General features: G+C 69.2%; 11 protein-coding genes and 1 pseudogene. 9 read left to right on the plus strand and 3 right to left on the minus strand.

The window, feature by feature from the left end; all coding sequences use genetic code 11:
* Nucleotides 1–49 precede the first annotated feature (49 nt).
* The gene (locus ACFZDI_RS11985) at nucleotides 50–1,087 is read right to left on the minus strand and encodes a sugar ABC transporter permease (RefSeq protein ID WP_391249796.1); all 1,038 of its coding nucleotides are present in this window, start codon (nucleotides 1,085–1,087) and stop codon (nucleotides 50–52) included.
* Nucleotides 1,084–2,292, minus strand: coding sequence for an MFS transporter (locus ACFZDI_RS11990; protein ID WP_391249798.1), 1,209 nt, complete (start codon nucleotides 2,290–2,292; stop codon nucleotides 1,084–1,086). Before ACFZDI_RS11990 ends, ACFZDI_RS11985 begins: the two co-directional genes overlap by 4 nt.
* Before the next feature lie 190 nt (nucleotides 2,293–2,482).
* Here ACFZDI_RS11990 and ACFZDI_RS11995 point away from each other — a divergent pair, with 190 nt between their 5' ends.
* The 5 genes from ACFZDI_RS11995 (at nucleotide 2,483) to ACFZDI_RS12015 (ending at nucleotide 8,580) form a co-directional block, all read left to right on the plus strand.
* Nucleotides 2,483–3,211 (plus strand): hypothetical protein, encoded by a 729-nt coding sequence (locus tag ACFZDI_RS11995; protein ID WP_234845955.1) that lies wholly within the window; start codon nucleotides 2,483–2,485, stop codon nucleotides 3,209–3,211.
* A gap of 191 nt (nucleotides 3,212–3,402) precedes the next feature.
* Nucleotides 3,403–4,026, plus strand: a complete 624-nt coding sequence (locus tag ACFZDI_RS12000; RefSeq protein ID WP_234845956.1) for a sigma-70 family RNA polymerase sigma factor — start codon at nucleotides 3,403–3,405, stop codon at nucleotides 4,024–4,026.
* 125 nt (nucleotides 4,027–4,151) lie between these two features.
* A complete protein-coding gene (locus ACFZDI_RS12005; protein WP_391249801.1) occupies nucleotides 4,152–4,376 on the plus strand; it encodes a cation transporter in 225 nt (74 codons plus the stop codon).
* Nucleotides 4,377–4,517: 141 nt separating this feature from the next.
* Complete coding sequence (locus ACFZDI_RS12010; RefSeq protein WP_234845959.1) at nucleotides 4,518–5,261, plus strand: DUF1775 domain-containing protein; 744 nt, start codon at nucleotides 4,518–4,520, stop codon at nucleotides 5,259–5,261.
* A 967-nt stretch (nucleotides 5,262–6,228) separates the two neighbouring features.
* Nucleotides 6,229–8,580 carry a collagenase gene (locus ACFZDI_RS12015; protein ID WP_391249804.1) on the plus strand — a complete coding sequence of 784 codons (2,352 nt, stop codon included), beginning with the start codon at nucleotides 6,229–6,231 and terminating at the stop codon, nucleotides 8,578–8,580.
* A gap of 47 nt (nucleotides 8,581–8,627) precedes the next feature.
* Here the strand turns inward: ACFZDI_RS12015 and ACFZDI_RS12020 are convergent.
* Nucleotides 8,628–8,837 (minus strand): annotated as a pseudogene (locus ACFZDI_RS12020) (hypothetical protein); the annotation flags it as partial.
* 501 nt (nucleotides 8,838–9,338) lie between these two features.
* Here ACFZDI_RS12020 and ACFZDI_RS12025 point away from each other — a divergent pair.
* From ACFZDI_RS12025 to ACFZDI_RS12040, 4 genes are all read left to right on the plus strand, one after another.
* Nucleotides 9,339–15,866 (plus strand): RHS repeat-associated core domain-containing protein, encoded by a 6,528-nt coding sequence (locus tag ACFZDI_RS12025; protein WP_391249806.1) that lies wholly within the window; start codon nucleotides 9,339–9,341, stop codon nucleotides 15,864–15,866.
* A 65-nt stretch (nucleotides 15,867–15,931) separates the two neighbouring features.
* On the plus strand, nucleotides 15,932–16,288 hold the full coding sequence (locus ACFZDI_RS12030) for a hypothetical protein (protein ID WP_391249808.1): 357 nt from the start codon (nucleotides 15,932–15,934) through the stop codon (nucleotides 16,286–16,288).
* A gap of 208 nt (nucleotides 16,289–16,496) precedes the next feature.
* Nucleotides 16,497–17,567, plus strand: coding sequence for a Dyp-type peroxidase (locus ACFZDI_RS12035; RefSeq protein ID WP_391249810.1), 1,071 nt, complete (start codon nucleotides 16,497–16,499; stop codon nucleotides 17,565–17,567).
* 256 nt (nucleotides 17,568–17,823) lie between these two features.
* Entirely contained in the window at nucleotides 17,824–18,123 is a 300-nt protein-coding gene (locus ACFZDI_RS12040; protein ID WP_234845963.1) for a helix-turn-helix transcriptional regulator, read from the plus strand.
* Nucleotides 18,124–18,787 lie beyond the last annotated feature (664 nt).

Raw genomic sequence — 18,787 nt, forward strand, 5'->3', positions numbered from 1 at the left:
TTCGCCCTGTCGACCACGGCACGCCGGGCACAGGCCAATAGCGTCGGTGCTAGGCGTCGTGAGGGCCGACCAGGCCGGTGAGTGCGGCTAGCGCGTACGCGAGGAAGAAGTCACCCCAGATCAACTCGTGCTGGCTCGCCGTCCCGGAGGCGAGGTCGTAGCAGCCGTTCAGGAGACGGCCGTCCGCCGTGACATGGGAGCCGACCAGTTCGTCGAGCAGTGCGAGGGCCTGCTCGCGGTGGCCGAGCTTGAGCAGGGCCACAGCGGTGACGGCGGCGGCGGAGGTGTCGACAGGGCCTTCGGGGTGTGCCGCATCGGCCGGCGGCACGGCCTGCTCCCGGGGCGAGTGGCTCATGCCCTCAGCGAGATCGCCGGTGCCGAGACGATGGACGGCATCGGCGACGGCCAGCCACAGCCAGGCGCGACCGCGGCTCCAGCCGGGCGGTGGATCGTCGCAAGGGACCCAGCCGACAGCCGCCTCGTACCGCCAGGACCAGCAGAAGCGGCCCTCGCGCGCGCAGAGTTCAAGGTGACGGCGCAGATGGGACCGGGCTGCCTGAGGGTCGGCCGAAGCCAGCAGCGGGACCATGCCGGGCACGCCGTCCACGCGGGCCAGGAGTCGGGGACCGCCGAACGCCGAGCCCCAGGGAACCAGGCCGAGTCCGGGGTCGTAGGCGTTCCGGCAGGCGTGGGCCGCTCGCGCGCGCAGAGCGGCGGCCTCCGGTGTGTCGGCGAGCGCGGTGCCGTACCAGAGGATCAGGCCGCGCGTGGCGGTGTCGGCGTCCACCCAGTCAGTGAGCCGGCCCGTGAACCGTACGGCGGCCTCCCGGTCGGTCTGCTTCCCCGTGTGCCGGGCGCGGAGCCACAGCAGTCCTGCCCAGAAGCCACCGGTCCACGAGCCCCGGCCGGTCGTCGTCCACCGGCCGGTGCCGGGGTCCGCGAACAGCGGGAAGCGGTCTGCGACTTCCGTTCGGGTGACAGCGACCCGGCGCAGAACGCTCTCCAGCGCCGGGGCGACCCAGCCGGGGACGGTGGCAGTCGTGTCCGTGGAGCCCACGGGGCCCTCGGCCGCGCCCGCCGTACTCATCGCCCTATGGCCGATCGCCGCTCCCGCACGGCCCAGACCATCGCCACCGCGCCCGCGCCCACGAACTCACCGGCGACCAGCAGCCACCCCGCCCCGTAGTGACCGGCGGCGGCCAGCAGACCGAACAGCGGCGGACCGATGGCGAACCCGGCGAAGAATCCGGCCGAGACCAGCGCCGAGTCCTGCCCGGCCCGGCCCGGCGCCGCGCGCTGCATCACCAGCACCATGGACACCGCGTTCGCGGACACGGCGAAGACGCCCACGGCCACCGCCGCGACCCAGGCCAGCGGTGGCGCGTACGCCGAGGCCGCGAGCAGCAGCGCCGCCCCCACCGCTCCGGCCGCCAGTCCACCTGGCAGCCACAGCGCACGCCCAGGCTGCCCGGCCACCTTGGACCAGCCCACCCGCCCGGCGATCCCCGCGACGCCCAGGACCGCCACCAGGGCGGCAGCGGCTGTGGGGCCGAGGCCGAGCCGACGCACGCCGTACAGGGCGAGGTAGGTGTTCACGGAGGCGATGCCGCAGCCCAGCAGCAGAGAGAAGCCGGCCAGCCAGGCGATGGTGCCTCGCGGGATCCAGGAGGCGGGCGCGTACTTCGGGGGCGGATCGCAGGGCAGCGTACGTGCCGCCCAGAGCGCGGCCACCACGGCCGTCGCGGCGGCCGCCCACACCGCGCCCCGCCAGCCGACGACCCCGGCCAGCGCGGCCAGCGGCAACCCGGCGGCGAACGCGCCCAGCTGCACGCCCGACTGCTTCATCCCGGTCACCGAGCCGCGGTGTTCGGCGGGAACGGCCGCCAGGATCGTCTTGTTCGTTGCCGGGTTGGCCAGCGCCTGGGGCAGTCCGCCGAGCGCGACCGCCGCCAGCAGGAACCCCGCCCCCGGCGCCGCCCCGATCAGAGCCAGGGCCACCGCCGACACCAGCAGCAGCGCGACCAGGCAGCGGCGCGGGCCGACCCGGTCCACCACGCGCCCGCCGACCGGCGAGAGGACGGCGGCGGCGCCGAATCCGACCGTCGTGGTCAAACCGAGTAAGGTCGGCGACACGTCCAGGTCGTCCACGAGCCGCGGGCCGAGGGCGCCGAGCAGGAACAGCTGCATCATCGAGAAGGCCATGGCGCACGTCAGCAACGCGGTCATCGCTGTGGTCCCCCGCGCGGGGCCGCTGTCGACCGGAGTCCGGATCTCGCTCTGCTCCGCCGCCACCGGCGCCCTCCTCAACTCCGTTCCACCCCGGAGACATTTCCGGGCCCACGGCAGCAGTCGGCGGAACCGGGCCCCGAGTTCCCTCCTGTCGCTGTGGCGTGGATCACTACGGCTGGATTGAGTCGGACACCGGGGCCAGTTCCGTACCCTCCCGTGACGCGTGAGGCCCGGACTGCGAGGATGAGGCGCTATGACCGCTGGGGGGTGTACTCGCACGCTCAGGGCCGCTGTGTTCGCGGCCGTCTGCGTGCTGCTCGCTTCCCTGGGGCACGTCATGATGTCGGGAACCGCGGTTCCCTGGTGGGCCATGGCAGCGGGAGCGGCGGCGACCGGCGGCACGGCCTGGCTGCTGGCCGGCCGGGAGCGCGGACCGGTTGCGGTCGGCTCCGTCGCGGTCGCCGCCCAAACCGTGCTTCACACGTCGTTCTCGCTCGCTCAGGCAGTCGTACAGCCGAAACCGTCCGGCGGCAGGTCGCTGGTCCAGCAGTGGCTGGGCCATCTGCTGTGCGGTTCGCCCTCGGGCACGGAGCACGGCGCCATGCCGATGTCCATGGACTCCATGGATCACGGGATGGGGGCCACGCACTCCATGGGGTCGATGGGCCACATGGGGGCTGCGCATGCCGTGGACCACGGTATGGGTGGCATGTCCTCGACCGGCATGCTCGCAGCCCACCTGCTGGCCGCGCTGCTGTGCGGGCTGTGGCTCGCCCACGGCGAGCGGGCCGCGTTCCGCATCCTGCGCGCTCTCGCCGGATGGCTCGTCGCTCCGCTGCGCCTGATCCTCCGGCTGCCCGTGCCGCCGCACCGGCCGCACATCCGCGCCCGCCGAGGCGGTTCGGAGCGCAAGCCGCGGCACTTCCTTCTCACCTACGCGATCACTTCTCGGGGTCCACCCATGGGGACCGCTGTCGCCTGACGACAGCCGGCTTTCCGAGGCCGTGGACGGAGCCGACGAGCCGTCGGCTCCCGCGCCTCGGGCATCGGCCGCGCACACCCGTGCAGGGCCGCACACCCCATCACCCACTCACCGGTTCCGCCGTGCCGCGCGCACTGCTGTGCGCGCGGCGGCCCACACCGGTGCCTGGATTCCCGAATGAGAGACACCAGGTGCTCACTCCTGCCCTGACCCTGTCTGCACCGCGCGATGAATCGACACAAGGGTCGAGAGACGATTCGGTCACCGCCTGGGCACTGGCCGCCCGCAGTGGCGACCCCGAAGCCGTCGACCTCTTCGTCCGAGCCCTGCACCGAGACGTCCGCCGCTACGTGACGTTCCTCGGAGCCGACCCCCAGAGCGCCGAGGACCTGACCCAGGACACGTTCCTGCGCGCCCTGGGCAGCCTGCACCGGTTCGAAGGCCGCTCCTCGGCCCGCACCTGGCTGCTGTCCATCGCCCGCCGCGCGGTGATCGACAGCATCCGCTACACCTCCTCCCGGCCCCGCCTGTCGGACACCGACGACTGGCAGGCGGCCGCCGAACGCGCTCAGCCGCGCCATTTGCCCGGCTTCGACGACGGCATCGCCCTCGCCGAACTGCTGGACACCCTTCCGGACGACCGCCGCGAGGCATTCGTCCTCACCCAGCTGGTGGGCCTGCCCTACGCCGAGGCGGCCGACGTCAGCGACTGCCCGGTGGGCACGGTGCGCTCACGGGTCGCCCGCGCCCGCACCTCGCTGATCGAGTGGCTGGACGACGCCGAACGCTGCGCACCGGTGCCCGCCGCTGCCTGACCACCCGCACGCTACTGCCGCCCGGTCCTTCGTGGTCCGGGCGGCAGCGACCCGGTTCGCCCCCGCGCTGCGGACGGACCAGACCTCCACAACCGCTGGAAGAACACAGAACAGGAGCACCCCCCATGGCTGAGAAGACCTACGCCGTGTCCGGCATGAGCTGCGGCCACTGCGCGGCGAGCATCACCGAAGAGGTGGTGGAAGCAGACGGCGTGATCAAGGCCGATGTCGACGTCCCGTCCGGCCTGGTGACCGTGCACGGGGGGTCGCTCGACGACGCCGCCGTACGGGCCGCGATCGTCGAAGCGGGCTACGAGGTGACGGACGCCGTGCGCCGTGCCGTGGCCTGAGCCGTACGACCGGACGATCAAAAGCCCTGGGCCGGGCCTGCTCCAGGCAGGCCCGGGACCGGTTCAGTGTCTCGGCCCGGCCACAGGGCCTGCCCAGCGTTTGAACGCAGCCCCCACACCATCGAAACAAGGGAGTTCCCCGTGCACTGCCCGACCCTGCTACGCAGCCTGCGCCTCACCGGCGCCCTCTCGGCAGCCGCGTTCGCGGTCGCTGTCGCCACCGCGGTCCCGGCCGCGGCCCACGCCGAGGTCGAAGCGGAGGGCGCCCGGGCCCTCGACCAGAACGTCGAGCTGACCTTCTCCGCCGAGTCGGAGTCCGCCTCGGCCGGGATCAGCAAGCTGGAGGTGATCCTGCCCAAGGGCATCACCCCGCAGGACGTCACCTATGAGGAAGGCCCCGAGGGCTGGAAGTTCGCCCCTACCGGCCGTGGCTACACGGTGTCGGGACCGAAGCTCGCCGTGGGTGAGGACGCCGAGCACGCCGTGACGGTACGGCAGTTGCCCGACGCGAAGGAGCTGGTGTTCAAGACCCTGCAGACCTACAGCGACGGCAAGGTCGACCGCTGGATCGGGCTGGAGGAGGAGGCCGAGGGGGACGGGCACGGGCACGGCCATCCCGCGCCCCGCCTGGAGCTGAAGGCCGCAGCACCCGGCGCCGAGTTGGTGAGTGCCAGCCCTCCGGACGAACCGACGACCTCCGCTCCCACGCCGGGCACCGCTTCGAACGAGCCTGCCGCCGAGAAGTCGCCCACGGAGGCGGTAGCGGACAACTCGAAGAACGACGACGGCATGCCCATGGCCGTACCGCTGGCCATCGGCGCGGTCGTCCTCGTGCTCGTCGCTGGCGCGTGGTGGTTCAGGAACCGCCGGAGCGGATCTGTCTGAGGCCCTCGGTCCGGTCGAGGCACCCCCCTCGGAAGAGCTCGACGAGAGAAGTGATGTGTGTGTGGGCGCGCTTGAAGCAAGGGTAAGCGCCGGTTTCGTCGGCCTGATCGTCGTGCGGCTCCGGCTGGAAGGCCAGCGGTGCGAGGTCGCCGCGGCCACCTGCTTGGCTGGACCACGACAACGGAACAGGGCCAGCCGCGGCGGATGAAGGCTCTTGGGGACTGCCGGGCCGGGGTGCGGGCGCCGTCCGTGCTGCCGCGCTGCGTCCTGCGGGATGACGTGACCGGCATGCGGGACGGCGTCCTCTCGGTGCTGTGGCGCAAGCGCATGGCCCGGCACGGTTCGAGCCTGCATGGTCTGCGTGGGCCGACTGAGCAGACGGGTGCTGGCCGAGGGCCTGTTATTCGGGCTGGGCGTGGAGCAGGTGACGGCATGCCCGCCCGCCGCGTTCGCATGGGTGGCTGACGCGGTGTCGCCAGTGGTCTTCGTACTCGCGGGTCGGCCTCGGCACCAGCGTCCGTGGCGGACGGCGGTGCGGGGACACGTACTGGTACACGGGAGCGGACCTTGTGCGCCCCGGGGCGTCGTCGGGTAGACGACGGTGCTGCCTTCGTACGCGGGACCGGACGCGACGTCCACGGAAGTGCCGTCCACGGAAGTGAGGCGGGCCGCTGGTGCGGCGGGCGGAACGCTGCCGGCGTGGCGGCGGCGCTGCTGGCCACCGGCGGCACGGTCACGGGGTTCTCCCTGTTACCGGAGGGCGAGGCCGACAGCGGCCTGTCGGCGTCCTCCGGTGCCCCCAGGAATGCAGCCCTCCGGATTCCGTGCCGACTGAGGGATTGTCAGTGCAATGTCACATTACTATGTTGCACGTCACACAGTAGTGGCATGCACCCGTCAGTGTCTGCCGCTCGCCGTCCGCACCGCTGCAAGGACCCATCCCCCACCTCCGACCCAGGAGCCGCAGGTGTCCCAGCGATCCAACGGCAGTCGTCATTTCGTCCATAGAGCCCTCCTCGCCGCAGTCACCTCGGTGACGCTGCTCGGAGCCGTCCTCAGCAACGCGTCCACCGCTGAGGCGCACATACCGTCCCAGTCCCGCACCCTCACCGACGCGGCTGCCCCTGCCGCCGACCACCCACACGACGAGGTGGAGCGTCTCGCCTCCGCACCGCGGCCCATGCGGCGGCCCGCCCCCGCACCCGGCACGGGTGCCGGCATCAGCGTTCCCGGCCCGCAGACGCCGACCACCCCCAAGACGGCCGGGGACGCGAGGGCTACGCCCTCCACGGCCCTCGCGTGCACCCTCGACGACGTCAGCCGCCTCGGACCTGAGCAGTTCGCCGACTTCCTCGCCGACCCGGCCGTCACCGCCGACGGCTGCCTGCGCGACCTCCTCTGGACCTGGGACGCGCGTCTGACGCCGGTCATGTCCGATGTGCACGTCCAAGCCGTCTCCCGCCGCATCTCCGCCCTGGCCGCCGCCCACGACGGCAGGAACGGCAGTCATCTGCTGGAGATGCTCACTTACCTGCACGCCGTGGCCTACCACGACTTCTCCCGCAGTGAAATCGACCTCACCGACCCGCCCACCACCGAGGCGATGCGCCGCGCCCTCCATGCCTTCGGCACCGCCCGCCGGTCCTTCGACGTGACGCGCACCAACGCCGAGTCGCTGCGCGAGACGCTCTACGCGGGCAGCGCCACCGGACTGCGCCATTCACAACTCGGCCTGATACGCAAGGTGCTGGCCACCATGAACCAGTACCACACCACCACCTACAAGGACCCGTCCTGGGGAGGAGCGGCCCTCGCCGCGCTCTCCGTGAACTACCTCGGCGTCTACCCGGGCAACAACGACACCGCCTTCCACACGCTCGTCGCACGCAACGCCCCCTACCGTGACGCCTTCCGCGCGTTCTCCACCTACACCCACCTCAAGGGCACGCCCAACGAGTGGGTCGCGCGCGACGCCCTCGCCGAGTACGGCCGCTTCGGGCAGATCGCACCCCTGAAACCCGCGATCGTGCCGGACCTCGGTGCGCTCCTCACCCCGGTCGTCCGTAACTTCGGTCGCGGCAGCGCGCCCTGGGCGCGGCTCGCATCCTGGCTGGACTTCTACGGAGCGTGCAGGCCCTACGCCGTCTGCAAGGACGACATCGAACGGGAGATCTTCCCCCGGACATACCGCTACGACAACGAAGCCATCAAGGTGCGCACCGGCCTCGACCGCGCCGCCGTCGACCAGCTCTACTATGCGAGCAAGCAGGTCAAGGCGCAGTTCCACCGCGTGCTGGGCACCGAGGAGCCGCTCGTCGGCGACACCAACACCAGCCTCGTCATCATCCTGTATGCCTCCCGCGCGGACTACGAGAACTACCATCCGCTGCTGACCGGCATGGGCACCGACAACGGCGGCATCTACATCGAGCGCAACGCCACCTTCTACACGTACCAGCGCCGCGTCCCGCAGGACTCCTCGCTCACCCTGGAGGAACTGTTCCGGCACGAGTACGTGCACTATCTCAACGGCCGATTTGCCGTGCCCGGTTACTTCGGCGAGGGCCCCTGGTACGAGCGGGACCGCACCACCGCCATGGACGAGGGGACGGCTGAGTTCTTCGGCGGGGCCACTCGCGACGACGGTGTCGCCGCACGCAGGTCACTGGTCAGGAGCATCATCGCCGACACCGCGAACGGCCGCCCGCGGATGAATGTCGACCGGCTGCTGCACGCCACCTACGAGGGCGACGGCTTCCGCTTCTACGCTTACGCGGGCACGTTCTTCACCTACTTGTGGAGCGAACGGCCTGCCAGGCTGCGGGAGATGTACCAACACTTGAGAGCAGACGACCCGACCGCCTTCGACGCCTGGCGCGACAAACTGGGCCGGGACACCGCGGTCCAGCGGGGCTACGACGCCTTCCTGGACGCCCGCATCGCCGAGGTCGACGACCTGTTCGTGCCGAACACCCGGTACCAGCCCAACGACCGGCTGAGGGACGCCACGGCCGCAGCGGTAGGCTCCTCCTTCGCTGCGGCGACCGGGGTGACGCCGCTCTGCACCGACAACGGAGACCCGGGCATACGGCGATTCGTCTGCACCGGCCGGGTCACCGCCCGCCTCCAGGATGCCGACAGCCCGGATACGGTCTTCCGGGACATGTCCGAGACGGTCGATCACTTCCTGCTCGACCGCACCTCCACGGCCTCGACCAACCTCGCTGACATGAACTGCTCGTTCGGCGAGGTGGAGATCTGGTCCGACCGGAAGGCAGGCACCTCGGACTACCGATGTGAAGGGCCACTGCGAAGCTAAGCATTGCCAGTCAGCGGTATGTCAGGGACCGGCCATGAGCCGTCCTGCTCCGACATGTCGGAGCAGGACGGCAGAGCCCACCAGGCGCAACCGCGGACCAGGATGTAGATGAGGGCCGCGAACAGCACCTCATCAGGGTCCTGCGTTCCGCCGCCCTGAGGCCGCACCCGCGAGGGCGGCCTCAGGGGTTTCGCGATCTCCCACAGCAGCCTTGGCTCACCCCCACGCGGCGACCGTGTCCTCTCCCGCGAAACCAGACATCGCTGGTGGTTGCAGTACGAGCGCCCCTTGGCGCAGCCCACGGCCAAGGAAACAACTGCGTACGGCGCGCCGCAGTCCGCCGCTAGTCCCTCCGCCCATGCGCGTCGACCACTGATCGGCGGCCCTCCTGCACCAACACGGCGCCGCCACACGGTCGTACCTGCCGTGTCGAAGCCCAAGAGGCTATTGCGCCCACCCCGGGGCGGCCGCCCCATGCTCAAGATCGCATGGGTCTGACTCGCAGCGAGACTGGCCGCGACTGACGTCGGGCTGCTTATGGCCGCGCGCCCGGGACGTGCGACACGTGTAACTGCCCAATCCCGGCCACATGCAGCCTCTCCTGTCACGTACATGACGCAGTGTGGTTATGGTGTGACGGCTCGTGCGATGAAGGTGGGGTTCACGGGGCCTGGGTGTCCTGTGCAGTGCCTTGGGGAGGGCGCATGCGGTCGCGGGTTGGGCACTTAGGTGTGATCAGACGTGGTCGGCATCGGCTGGTGACGGTCGGTGTGCTGGTCCTTGCGCTGGCCGCGGGGACGGTGTCGGCCGAGGCCCTTCCGCCGGAGCCTCCGCCAGCCAAGACCACGCCGTCGCCGGGCAGGATGTCTTCCCCGGGCCAGGACCGGGACCGGTCTCTGGCCGGGCCCGCAGCAGCGAAGCCGAAGGGGGCTGCCGCCGCCGAGCCCACGACGAACAACGCCGTTTACGCCTATGACGCGGCAGGCCGGTTAGCCGGTGTCACCGATCCGGGCGGTCAGACGGCGCGTTACCGCTACGACGCGGCCGGCAACCGGCTGGGCATCGACCGCTACGCCTCCAGCACGCTGTCGGTGCTGTCGGTGGTTCCCGTCCGGGCGGCCCCCGGAGCGAAGATCACGCTGTCGGGTACCGGCTTCTCCCCCACCGCCGCCAGCAACACCGTGACGATCGGCGGCAAAGCCGCGGCCGTCACCTCCTCATCCGCCACCCGTCTCGTCGTCACCGTCCCCTCTGGGGCCGTCAACGGGAGCGTCACCGTGAGCGCGGGCGGTGCGTCCGCCGACGCACCGGAGGCGTTCATCGTGGCGCCGTCCGGGCCGAGCGTGACGAAGGTCGAGCCGGCCTCCGGTGCACCGGGCAGCGAAGTCACCTTGTCCGGCGCCGGGTTCACCTCCGCGGTCACCGACAACGTGGTGCGGTTCAACGGCCTAGTCGCCGAGGTGAAGAAGGCATCCGCTACCTCGCTGACCGTAGAGGTGCCGCCGCATGCCCGTACCGGGCGGGTGGAGGTCGATACCCCCACTGGTATAACTTCGGCGCCGGGCGACTTCACCGTCACCGCCGACGGCGAGGGCGCCCTGTACGACACGACGATGCGGGCCTCGTTCACCGATGCAGACCCCTCGCAGGTGGCGGTGGTGACGGCCGAGCACAAGGCGCGCATCCTGTTCGACGCCGAGCGGGGCGATGCGGTCGGGTTCGGGCTGCAGGGAGGCTCGTTCACCTCCCAGACCTCCATCAGTCTCGTCTCGCCCCAGGGCACGACGGTCGCCTCCAACAGCTTCGGCGGCACGGCGGCCGACTGGGAGGTCACCGGCCTGCCGGAGTCGGGGACCTACCAGTTCGTCATCGACCCGCGCTCCACCGACACCGGCTCCGTGGCGGTGATGCTGTCCAAGCCGGTCAACGCGGCCGTGGCCTTCGACGGGCCGACGGTGTCCACGGCTCTGCCCCGGATCGGGCAGGACGGCAACTGGACCTTCACCGCGGCCAAGGGCGAATCGCTGAGCGTCGGCGTGGACGCCACGGCGATGGGCGGCTATCTGCGCTGCTACGTCTACCGGCCGGACGGTACGCAAGGTGAGTATCTGCCCGTTCCCAACGGGGACAGCAACTCCCTGGACATCGACTCGCTGCCGCAGAGCGGCCAGTACACGCTGCGCTGCGACCCCGACGGCGGCGGTACCGGGACGGTCAAGGTCGCCATCTCCCACTACGTCCAGGGCGGGACGCTCAGCGCGACCGGTGCGTCGCCAACCCTGAATATCACCCGTCCCGGCCAGGACGGAATCGCCACCTTCACCGCTCACGCCGGGGACTTCGTCAGCCTTGCCGCGACGGGGGCGACGATGCCGTCGTACGCAACCGTCACGATCACCGGGCCGGACGGTAAACAAGTCTCCAGCATCACGGCAGCGCCGGGCCGTAACGACGCCTGGGACAGCGGGGCGCTGGCGGCCGGCACCTACACGGTGCGGGTGGCGGACCGCAGGGTGGACGTAGGCAAGGTGACGCTGACCCTGTCCAAGCCGGCCGACGTCGGCGTGCTCGCGCGCGGCGGTGCGGCAGTGAAGGCAACGGCGGCTCGGGCCGGGCAGAACGTCCATGCCTCGTTCACCGCCAAGGCGGGTGATGACCTATCGCTGGAGGTGGCGGCTAACACCTTCACCAACAGCCTCTGGGCGGACGTGCTGGCCCCCTCGGGCACCGCGGTGGTCAGCTCCCGGCTGATCTCGGCCGGCGCTTCCGGCTCGATCGGCTTGACCGACCTCGCCGAAGCCGGCACCTACAAGGTGCGGCTCAACCCCACCAACGCGGCCACCGGCTCAATCAACCTGAGCCTCAAAGCGGCGACCGCGGCAGCGAAGACACATGCGTTCACCAGCAACGTGCCACGGATGTCGGTGAAGAGCGCGTGCCGCGCCGAGCGCCTCGCCCGCACATTCTCTTTGTCCTTGCCGGACTGGCTCAGGATGCGCGCGGACAAGTGTGACCAGCTCGAGCAGCAGGCGAAAACCAAGGCGAAGAAGGCAGTCGGCATCGTGCCGAAGGGCCGCGATGCCTGGCGTCCGGCTGCGCACAATCTCAAGGGCCGGGACTGGCTCACCGGGCGGGGTGCCGGGCCGAAGGCCCCGCCCGCGCTGCGCGCACCGCCCGGCAGCACCGCGTTGACCGGGCACGTGCTGAAGCTGGACGGCAAGCCGCTGCCCAAGGTCACCGTCCGGGTCGGGGCGAAGAGCACGAAGACCGACGGCCGGGGACGCTTCCTGCTGTCCGGTATCAGCGCCGAGGCCACCACCCTGGTCGTGGACGGAGCGAGCGCGAAGACCAGCAAGCGCAGCTACGGGCGCTACGACATCCGGATCCGTCCGGTAGCGGGCCGCAGCACCGATCTGGGCTTCCCCGTCTGGATGACGCCGCTGGACACCAAGCACACCGTCACCTTCGACGCCCCGACCCGGTCGGACGTCACCCTGACCACCCCGCAGATCCCCGGGCTTGAGGTGCGCATCCCCAAGGGCTCGGTGGTACGCGACGAGCACGGCAAAGCCGTCACCGAGCTGGGCATCACCGCGATCCCCGTCGACCGGCCCCCGTTCCCGCTGCCGAAGAACAGCGTCGTGCCGATCTACTTCACCGTCCAGCCAGGCGGCACCTATCTGTTCCCCAAGGGCGCGCAGATCGTCTACCCGAACTACACGCACGAAGCCCCCGGCACCCGGATCGACTTCCTCGCCTACGATCCTGAGCGCAAGGGCTGGCACACCTACGGGCACGGCACGGTCACCCGCGACGGCAAGCAGGTCGTCCCCGACGACAAGACGCGGGTGTGGGCCTTCCACGGGGCCATGCTCAGCGTCTCCGACGTCATTCCCTTCGATATCTCCGCCATCTCGGACATCGTCGACTGGCTCTCCGGGGATCCGGTCGACCTGCAGACCGGCCTGCTCACCGACTCCCGCACCGACCTGGGCGTAAGCGGCCCGCTGGGCTCAGCGGAGGTCACCCGCACCTACTGGCAGGGGGACACCCGCCCCCGCGCCTTCGGTATCGGCCGCGACCTGTCGTACAACATGTACCTGCACTCCAAACGCCTCTACACCGAAGTGGACTTGTATCTGCCGGGCGGCAAGAAGGTCCACTTCGTCCGCACCTCACCGGGAACCAGCTACGGTGACGCGGTCTTCGAACCCGAAGGCACCCCCACCGCCCTGAACGGCGCCAAGATCAAGCAGGAGTCGGGGGGGTGGCACTTACGGCTGCGGGCTGGCACCGACTACGTCTTCCCCTGGTACGGCCCGCTGAAAGAGATCCGCGACCGGCGCGGCAACGCGGTGCGCATCACCCGCTCCAATGGCTCCAAGGGCGACATCACCTCCCTCACCGCCCCCGGTGGACGCTGGATCTCCTTCAGCTACGACAGCGCCCAACGGATCACGAAGGCGCAGGACAACACCGGCCGCAGCACCTCCTACACCTACGACGAGGCCGGCCGGCTCAAGACGGTCACCGACCCCGCGGGGAAGGCCAGTTCGTTCACCTACGACGGTGCGACCAACCGGATCGCGACCGCCAAGGACGCCCGCGGCATCGTCTACTTGACCAACACCTACTACGCCGACGGCCGGGTCAAGAAGCAGACGCTGACCGAGGGACAGGAATACTCCTTCGCCTACACGCAGACCCCGGCCGGCCAGATCACGGCCACGGAGGTCACCCAGCCGGGCGGCGCGGTACGCAGAGTGGAGTTCGACAACAGCGGCTTCGCCGTCAACGAGACCCAGGCGTACGGCACGACGCTGGCCCGCAAGACTGTGTATGAGCGCGGCACCAAGCACCGCATCGCCGCCGTCGTGGATCCCTTCGGCCGTCGCACCGAACTGTCCTACGACGCCAACGGGCACATCACCTCGGCGCTCGAGCTGGCCGGCACCGCCAATGCCCGCTCCACGGGCAAGACGACCTTCGACGGCCCCTACGACCAGCCGACCCAGGCCGCCGACCCGCTGGGCAACGCCACCGTCTTCGGCTACAACGCCACCGGCGATCTTGAAGCGGTCACCGACCCCGAAGGCCGCAAGACAGGCTTCACGTTCAACGCAAGTGGCCAGGTCAAGACGGTCACCGACAATGCGAACGCGACCAGCGAATACACCTACCAGCACGGCGACCTGGCCCAGGTGAAGGACGCCGAGGGGCGCATCACCCGGCAGTTCACCGACGCCGCCGGCCGCGTCAGCGCCCTCACCGACGAGGCCGGCTCACAGACCACAGTCCTGTTCGACGCGCTCAACCAGCCCAGGGAAATCACCGACCCACTGGGGCACACCACCTCGCTCGGATACGACGAGAACGGCAACCTCACCACCCTGACCGACGCCCGCCTGAACACCACCAAGTGGGACTACGACCAGGCCGACCGCCCCAAAACGGCGACCGACCCGCTCGGCGCGCAGGCACTGTTCGAGTACGACGCGGCCGGGTTCCTGAAGAAGGCCACCAGCAGGTCCGGCAAGACCGCCGTCGCCGAGTACGACCTGCTCGGCCGGCCCAAGAGCACCAAGTACGGCGTCGACGCCGCCGGCCAGGCCGAGTCCACCGTCACCTACGACTACGACACACGTGACCTGCTCAAGCAGATCACCGACAGCAAAGCCGGCAACCAGGCCTTCACCTACGACGTCCACGACCGCCTGGCCACCACCACCGGCCCCACCGGCAAGGTCACTTACGACTACGACAACGCCGACCGCCGCAAACTGATGACCGCAGCCGGAACCAGCACCACCTACGGCTACGACAAGTCCAGCATCCTCACATCGGTCAAGACCGGCACCCAGGACGTCACCTTCGGCCTGGACGCCGTGGGCCGGGAGAAAACCGCCTCCCTGCCCGGTGGCATCACCCGCACCACCGGCTACGACACCACCGGCGTCATCAAGTCCATCGCCTACGCCCAAGGCACCAAGACCGTCGGCGATCTGACGTATGCCAGGGACGTCCGCGGCCTGCAGACAGGTCTGACCGGCTCGCTGACGAAGGTGGCTCTGCCCGCTGCGGAGAGCGGAACGCAGTTCGGCAAGGACAACCGCATCACCACCTACAACGGCCGCACCTTCACCTACGACGACGTCGGCCAGCTACAGAACGACGGCCTGCGCACCTACACCTGGAACGCCCGCGGCCAACTCACCGGCCTGGCCAAGGCGGGCACCACCTCATCGTTCGGCTACGACCCGCTCGGCGGCCGCATCTCCAGGACCACCGGCACCGCCACCAGCAAGTACCTGACCGACGGCACCAACCCACTGGTCGAACAGAACGCCACCGGGACAACAGCAGCCAGCGTGGCCACCTCGGGCCTGGACGAGTTCCTCACCCGCACCGAAGGCGGCAAGACCCAGGCCTACCTCACCGACGCCCTCGGCACCGTCGTGGGCCTGGCCAACACCGACGGCACCATCGCCACCACCTACGCCTACGACCCGAACGGCACCCCCACCGCCACCGGCACCACCTCAAACCCCTACACCTTCACCGGCCGCGAAGACGACGGCACCGGCCTGCTCTACTACCGCAACCGCTACTACGACCCCCAGACCGGCCGCTTCATCTCCCAAGACCCCATCGGCCACGCCGGCGGCACCAACCTCTACCAATACGCCCTGTCCTCCCCCACCACCTACACCGACCCCTCCGGCAACAACCCCCTCATCGCCGGCTGCATCATCGGCGGCGTCGTCGACGGCGGACTCGACTGGCTCACCCAGCGCCTGTCCGGCCGCAAAGTCAACTGGGGCCAAGTCGGCGGGGCGGCTGCCATGGGATGCGCAGCAGGCATGATCGGCGCTGGCATCGGCAGCAAGCTCGGGGCCGGTCGATCGCTCGTCGAGCACAGGGGAGCAGGGAATGAATGGGTAGCAGATCTAAGCAATGTAACCGGCAAAACAGCCAGATCAAGAAACCGCGCCATTGACATTACGATCAGGGAGGACTTCCCCAACATCAGGTTCACCCACTACCCGCAGTACAGCCCTAGGGTGAACACCGGGATATCCAAGCCGAACGCGGGTACACGAATCGGCTGGAAGCCCTTCGCCAGTCGAAACGAACTGCGCAACACCCTCATACACGAAGAACTTCACCATCGCTGGTTCCAGCGTGGCATCCCCGCGGGTACGCATCATCCACGTGACGGCTCTGGACTTTCCGATAAGTTCTACGGGACAGTAGACAGGTACCTGCGACTGCGAGGGTGGAAGTGACAGAACAGGCAGCGCGACTCACCGGAGCGTGCAGCAACTGCCGAGCGCCATGTGAAGGCTGGGCCGTGCAGTTGATCAGAGAGGGACGACTGCGCTGGGAACTTGAGTGGGCCTGCGACACATGCGGGAACTGGCATGACGCGGGATGGGGCCCCGCTCCCGACGCCGTGCGCACCCCCCTTCTTGCAGAGCACGGAACCTACCGCATCCTTCTCGAAGGCCCGGAAAGGCCGAGCGGTAAGATCCTCAAGGCATTCCGAGACGCATTCGGAAGTAGCGTCAAACAGGCTCAAGAAGACGCAAAAGAGCTGCGCCACAGGGGTTATCAGGGAACACTGGTGGAAGTCACACTTATCGCCGAACTCCTGACAGAATCCGGAGTGAGTACCGCCATCCAAAAAGATGGCTCTACCGGCACCTGACGTCGAATAGCTCTCAACCCGACGATAAATACCGGGGTGCCGCGCAAACACAAACCCGTACAGCGCCCGCAACGGGGAGGAGCAATGGCCAACACATGCTCAACATGAACAAGCGACCCTTGCAGCTACATAAGGGCGGTAGTGATCGATGGATGGCAGGAGGCGGAGGCTTCTGCACCTGCGCTCCGCCTGAGAGCGCCCCGGAACCGTGACCAGTAGACGCAGGCTCCTCACCGCTTCGGCGGCCATGGCGGCTGGAGCAGGCGCCCTTACTGCCGCCGGCGTCATTGCTCTGCCCGACGGCTCACCCGAAGGGCACGAGAAGGAACCAGCCCACCTCCGCGGAGCAGCACCGCTGCCGTATGCACAGTTCATCTCGCTCGACATCACTTTGGGCAGCGAACGCGCCGATGCGCTGCGCGCCGCGCATCAAGCCATCACGGCGATCGATGGCGGTAGGGTCTCCGCCTGGCTGGCACTGGGCCAAGGCGCCCTTACCTCTCACGTCGACAAACCGCGGCACCTCAAACGGATGCCCTCGTTTGCAGGTGACGTACTGGACCCCGTCCAGTCACATGGCGACCTCTTACTCCACATCACCGGATCCTCCGCCCGCGCTGTGCGGCAGGCCGCCGAGCAAATGCTGCGTGCGTTACCCCAGCAGCAGGTGCGCTGGCGCGCGGACGGCACTCGTCCCGAGAACCGCGCCGAGGACGGCCGGGGCCTGGCCCGTAACCCGTTCCACTTCACCGAAGGGCATGGAAACCCCGCCACTGCGTCCGAAATCACCGAACGTGCGATCATCAGGGCCGGTCAGGGTGAGCCGTCATGGGCCGTCGGCGGCAGCTATGAGGTAATCCGGATCATCCGGCTCGCCACCGACTTCTGGGACCGGGACACCCAGGAGGAGCAGGAACGCATCATCGGCCGACGCCGGAACGGCCGGTGGCTGGACGGCACACCCAGCACCGAACGAGCCATCTTCGCTACCGACCCTCACGGCAAGATCACCCCGCTAGACGCACATGTCCGTAGAGCGGCACCGAACCCCCGTACCCCTCCCCCGATGGTCCGGCGCAGCTACAACTACCACCGGGCCCCGGACGATCAAGGGCTGATCTTCTCCTGCTTCCAGAGTGACTTGGAGAAGGGCTTCGAGGCGGTACAGCGCAGGCTCCAAGGGGAGGCCATGTCCAGGTACACCCTCACCACGGGAGGCGGCTACTTTTTCGTTCCGCCACCGGGCAAGGCCTGGCTCAGCGCGCTCGATGCGAACTGACACACCAGTGGTTGCGGCCCATCGCTGAATCGAGCACCTCAGCGTGATACAGGGACCGGCATGCCGTTCGGCTCACCCGGCCCCGCGGTGTGGGCAGAAAACGGACTCCGGCACCCGCACCCTGCGACGGCACCTCGACGGCACCGCCGCCGCCCTGGAGAGCCAGAATCGGAGGCAGTCGTGAAACGCAAGGTCGGCTACACATGGAAGCTGCGTGAGGTGATGGCCGCGCACGACATCTTCACCACGACCGAACTTGTGCCGATGCTGCGCGATCGAGGCGTCGAGTTGCGCCTCGCAGATCCACCGCCTGGTCTCGGGCACCCCGGAACGGCTTTCCCTCCAAGTCCTGGCCGCGTTCCGCGACATCTTCGCCTGCACCCCGGCTGACCTGGTTGCGACATCGGCTGAGAACGCTGGAGTCCGCAAGACCGCGACCGGTGACGTTCCGGCCCCGCCCTCGGCGGTCGCAAGCCCTCAGCCGCCGTCACCTAACAAGTGGCTCCGCGGGGAGGACGACTCGATCAACTTCGCAACGAGTCCGAGCACCGGATGACCATGTGCACCCTCCGGCCACGAAGCCGCCGTGGTGGAGAGCTTCGCGCAGGGGGGATTCTCTTATTCGAGTTCGGCGTTTCGCAGGCGCAGAGCCTAATGTGGTTGGTGTATGCGGCGGTGGTCGCGCGCGTCTCCCGTTGCTCGGCTACGTGTTGCCAGCGCATCGTTTGGTCGGCCTTTTGAGGCGGGATATGTCCGCTGTCAGGGTGTCCGTCTGCGGGCGCGGCGCGTCTGGTGTGCGGAGCAGTCCGGTGATGATCTTCGCCAGGGGTGAGCGGTAGTAGGTGGCGCGCGAGATACCGGCTTCCGTGCACAGCGTGCAGGCAGACAGAGCGCCGCTGGTGTTCGGGGCTGCCGGGTACGCTCCGCTGGAAGGCGTGCACAACAGCCTGGTCGGTGCCCGGTCGCACGCTAATGCCAGCGTGTTCCAGGGCGTGCCGCAGCCGCAGTGCCGCTGGGTCATTCATGCGTCGGGGGCCCCGGTAGCGGTGAGCTCCGCAATGGCGTGGTCGAGGGTCGTCGATGTGCATCGTCAACGCGACAGTCTGGAGGCGAGACAACCCTTCCGAGGCGTCGAGCGGGCGCTGGGCCTGGACATGCGGTGACTGTGTCCTGCGCACCCTGTGCGGTACTGACCGGGTGCGAGCACGGGCCCGTTCGGA

The organism is Streptomyces sp. NPDC007907, assembly GCF_042959365.1.
Classification (GTDB): Bacteria; Actinomycetota; Actinomycetes; order Streptomycetales; family Streptomycetaceae; genus Streptomyces; species Streptomyces indiaensis.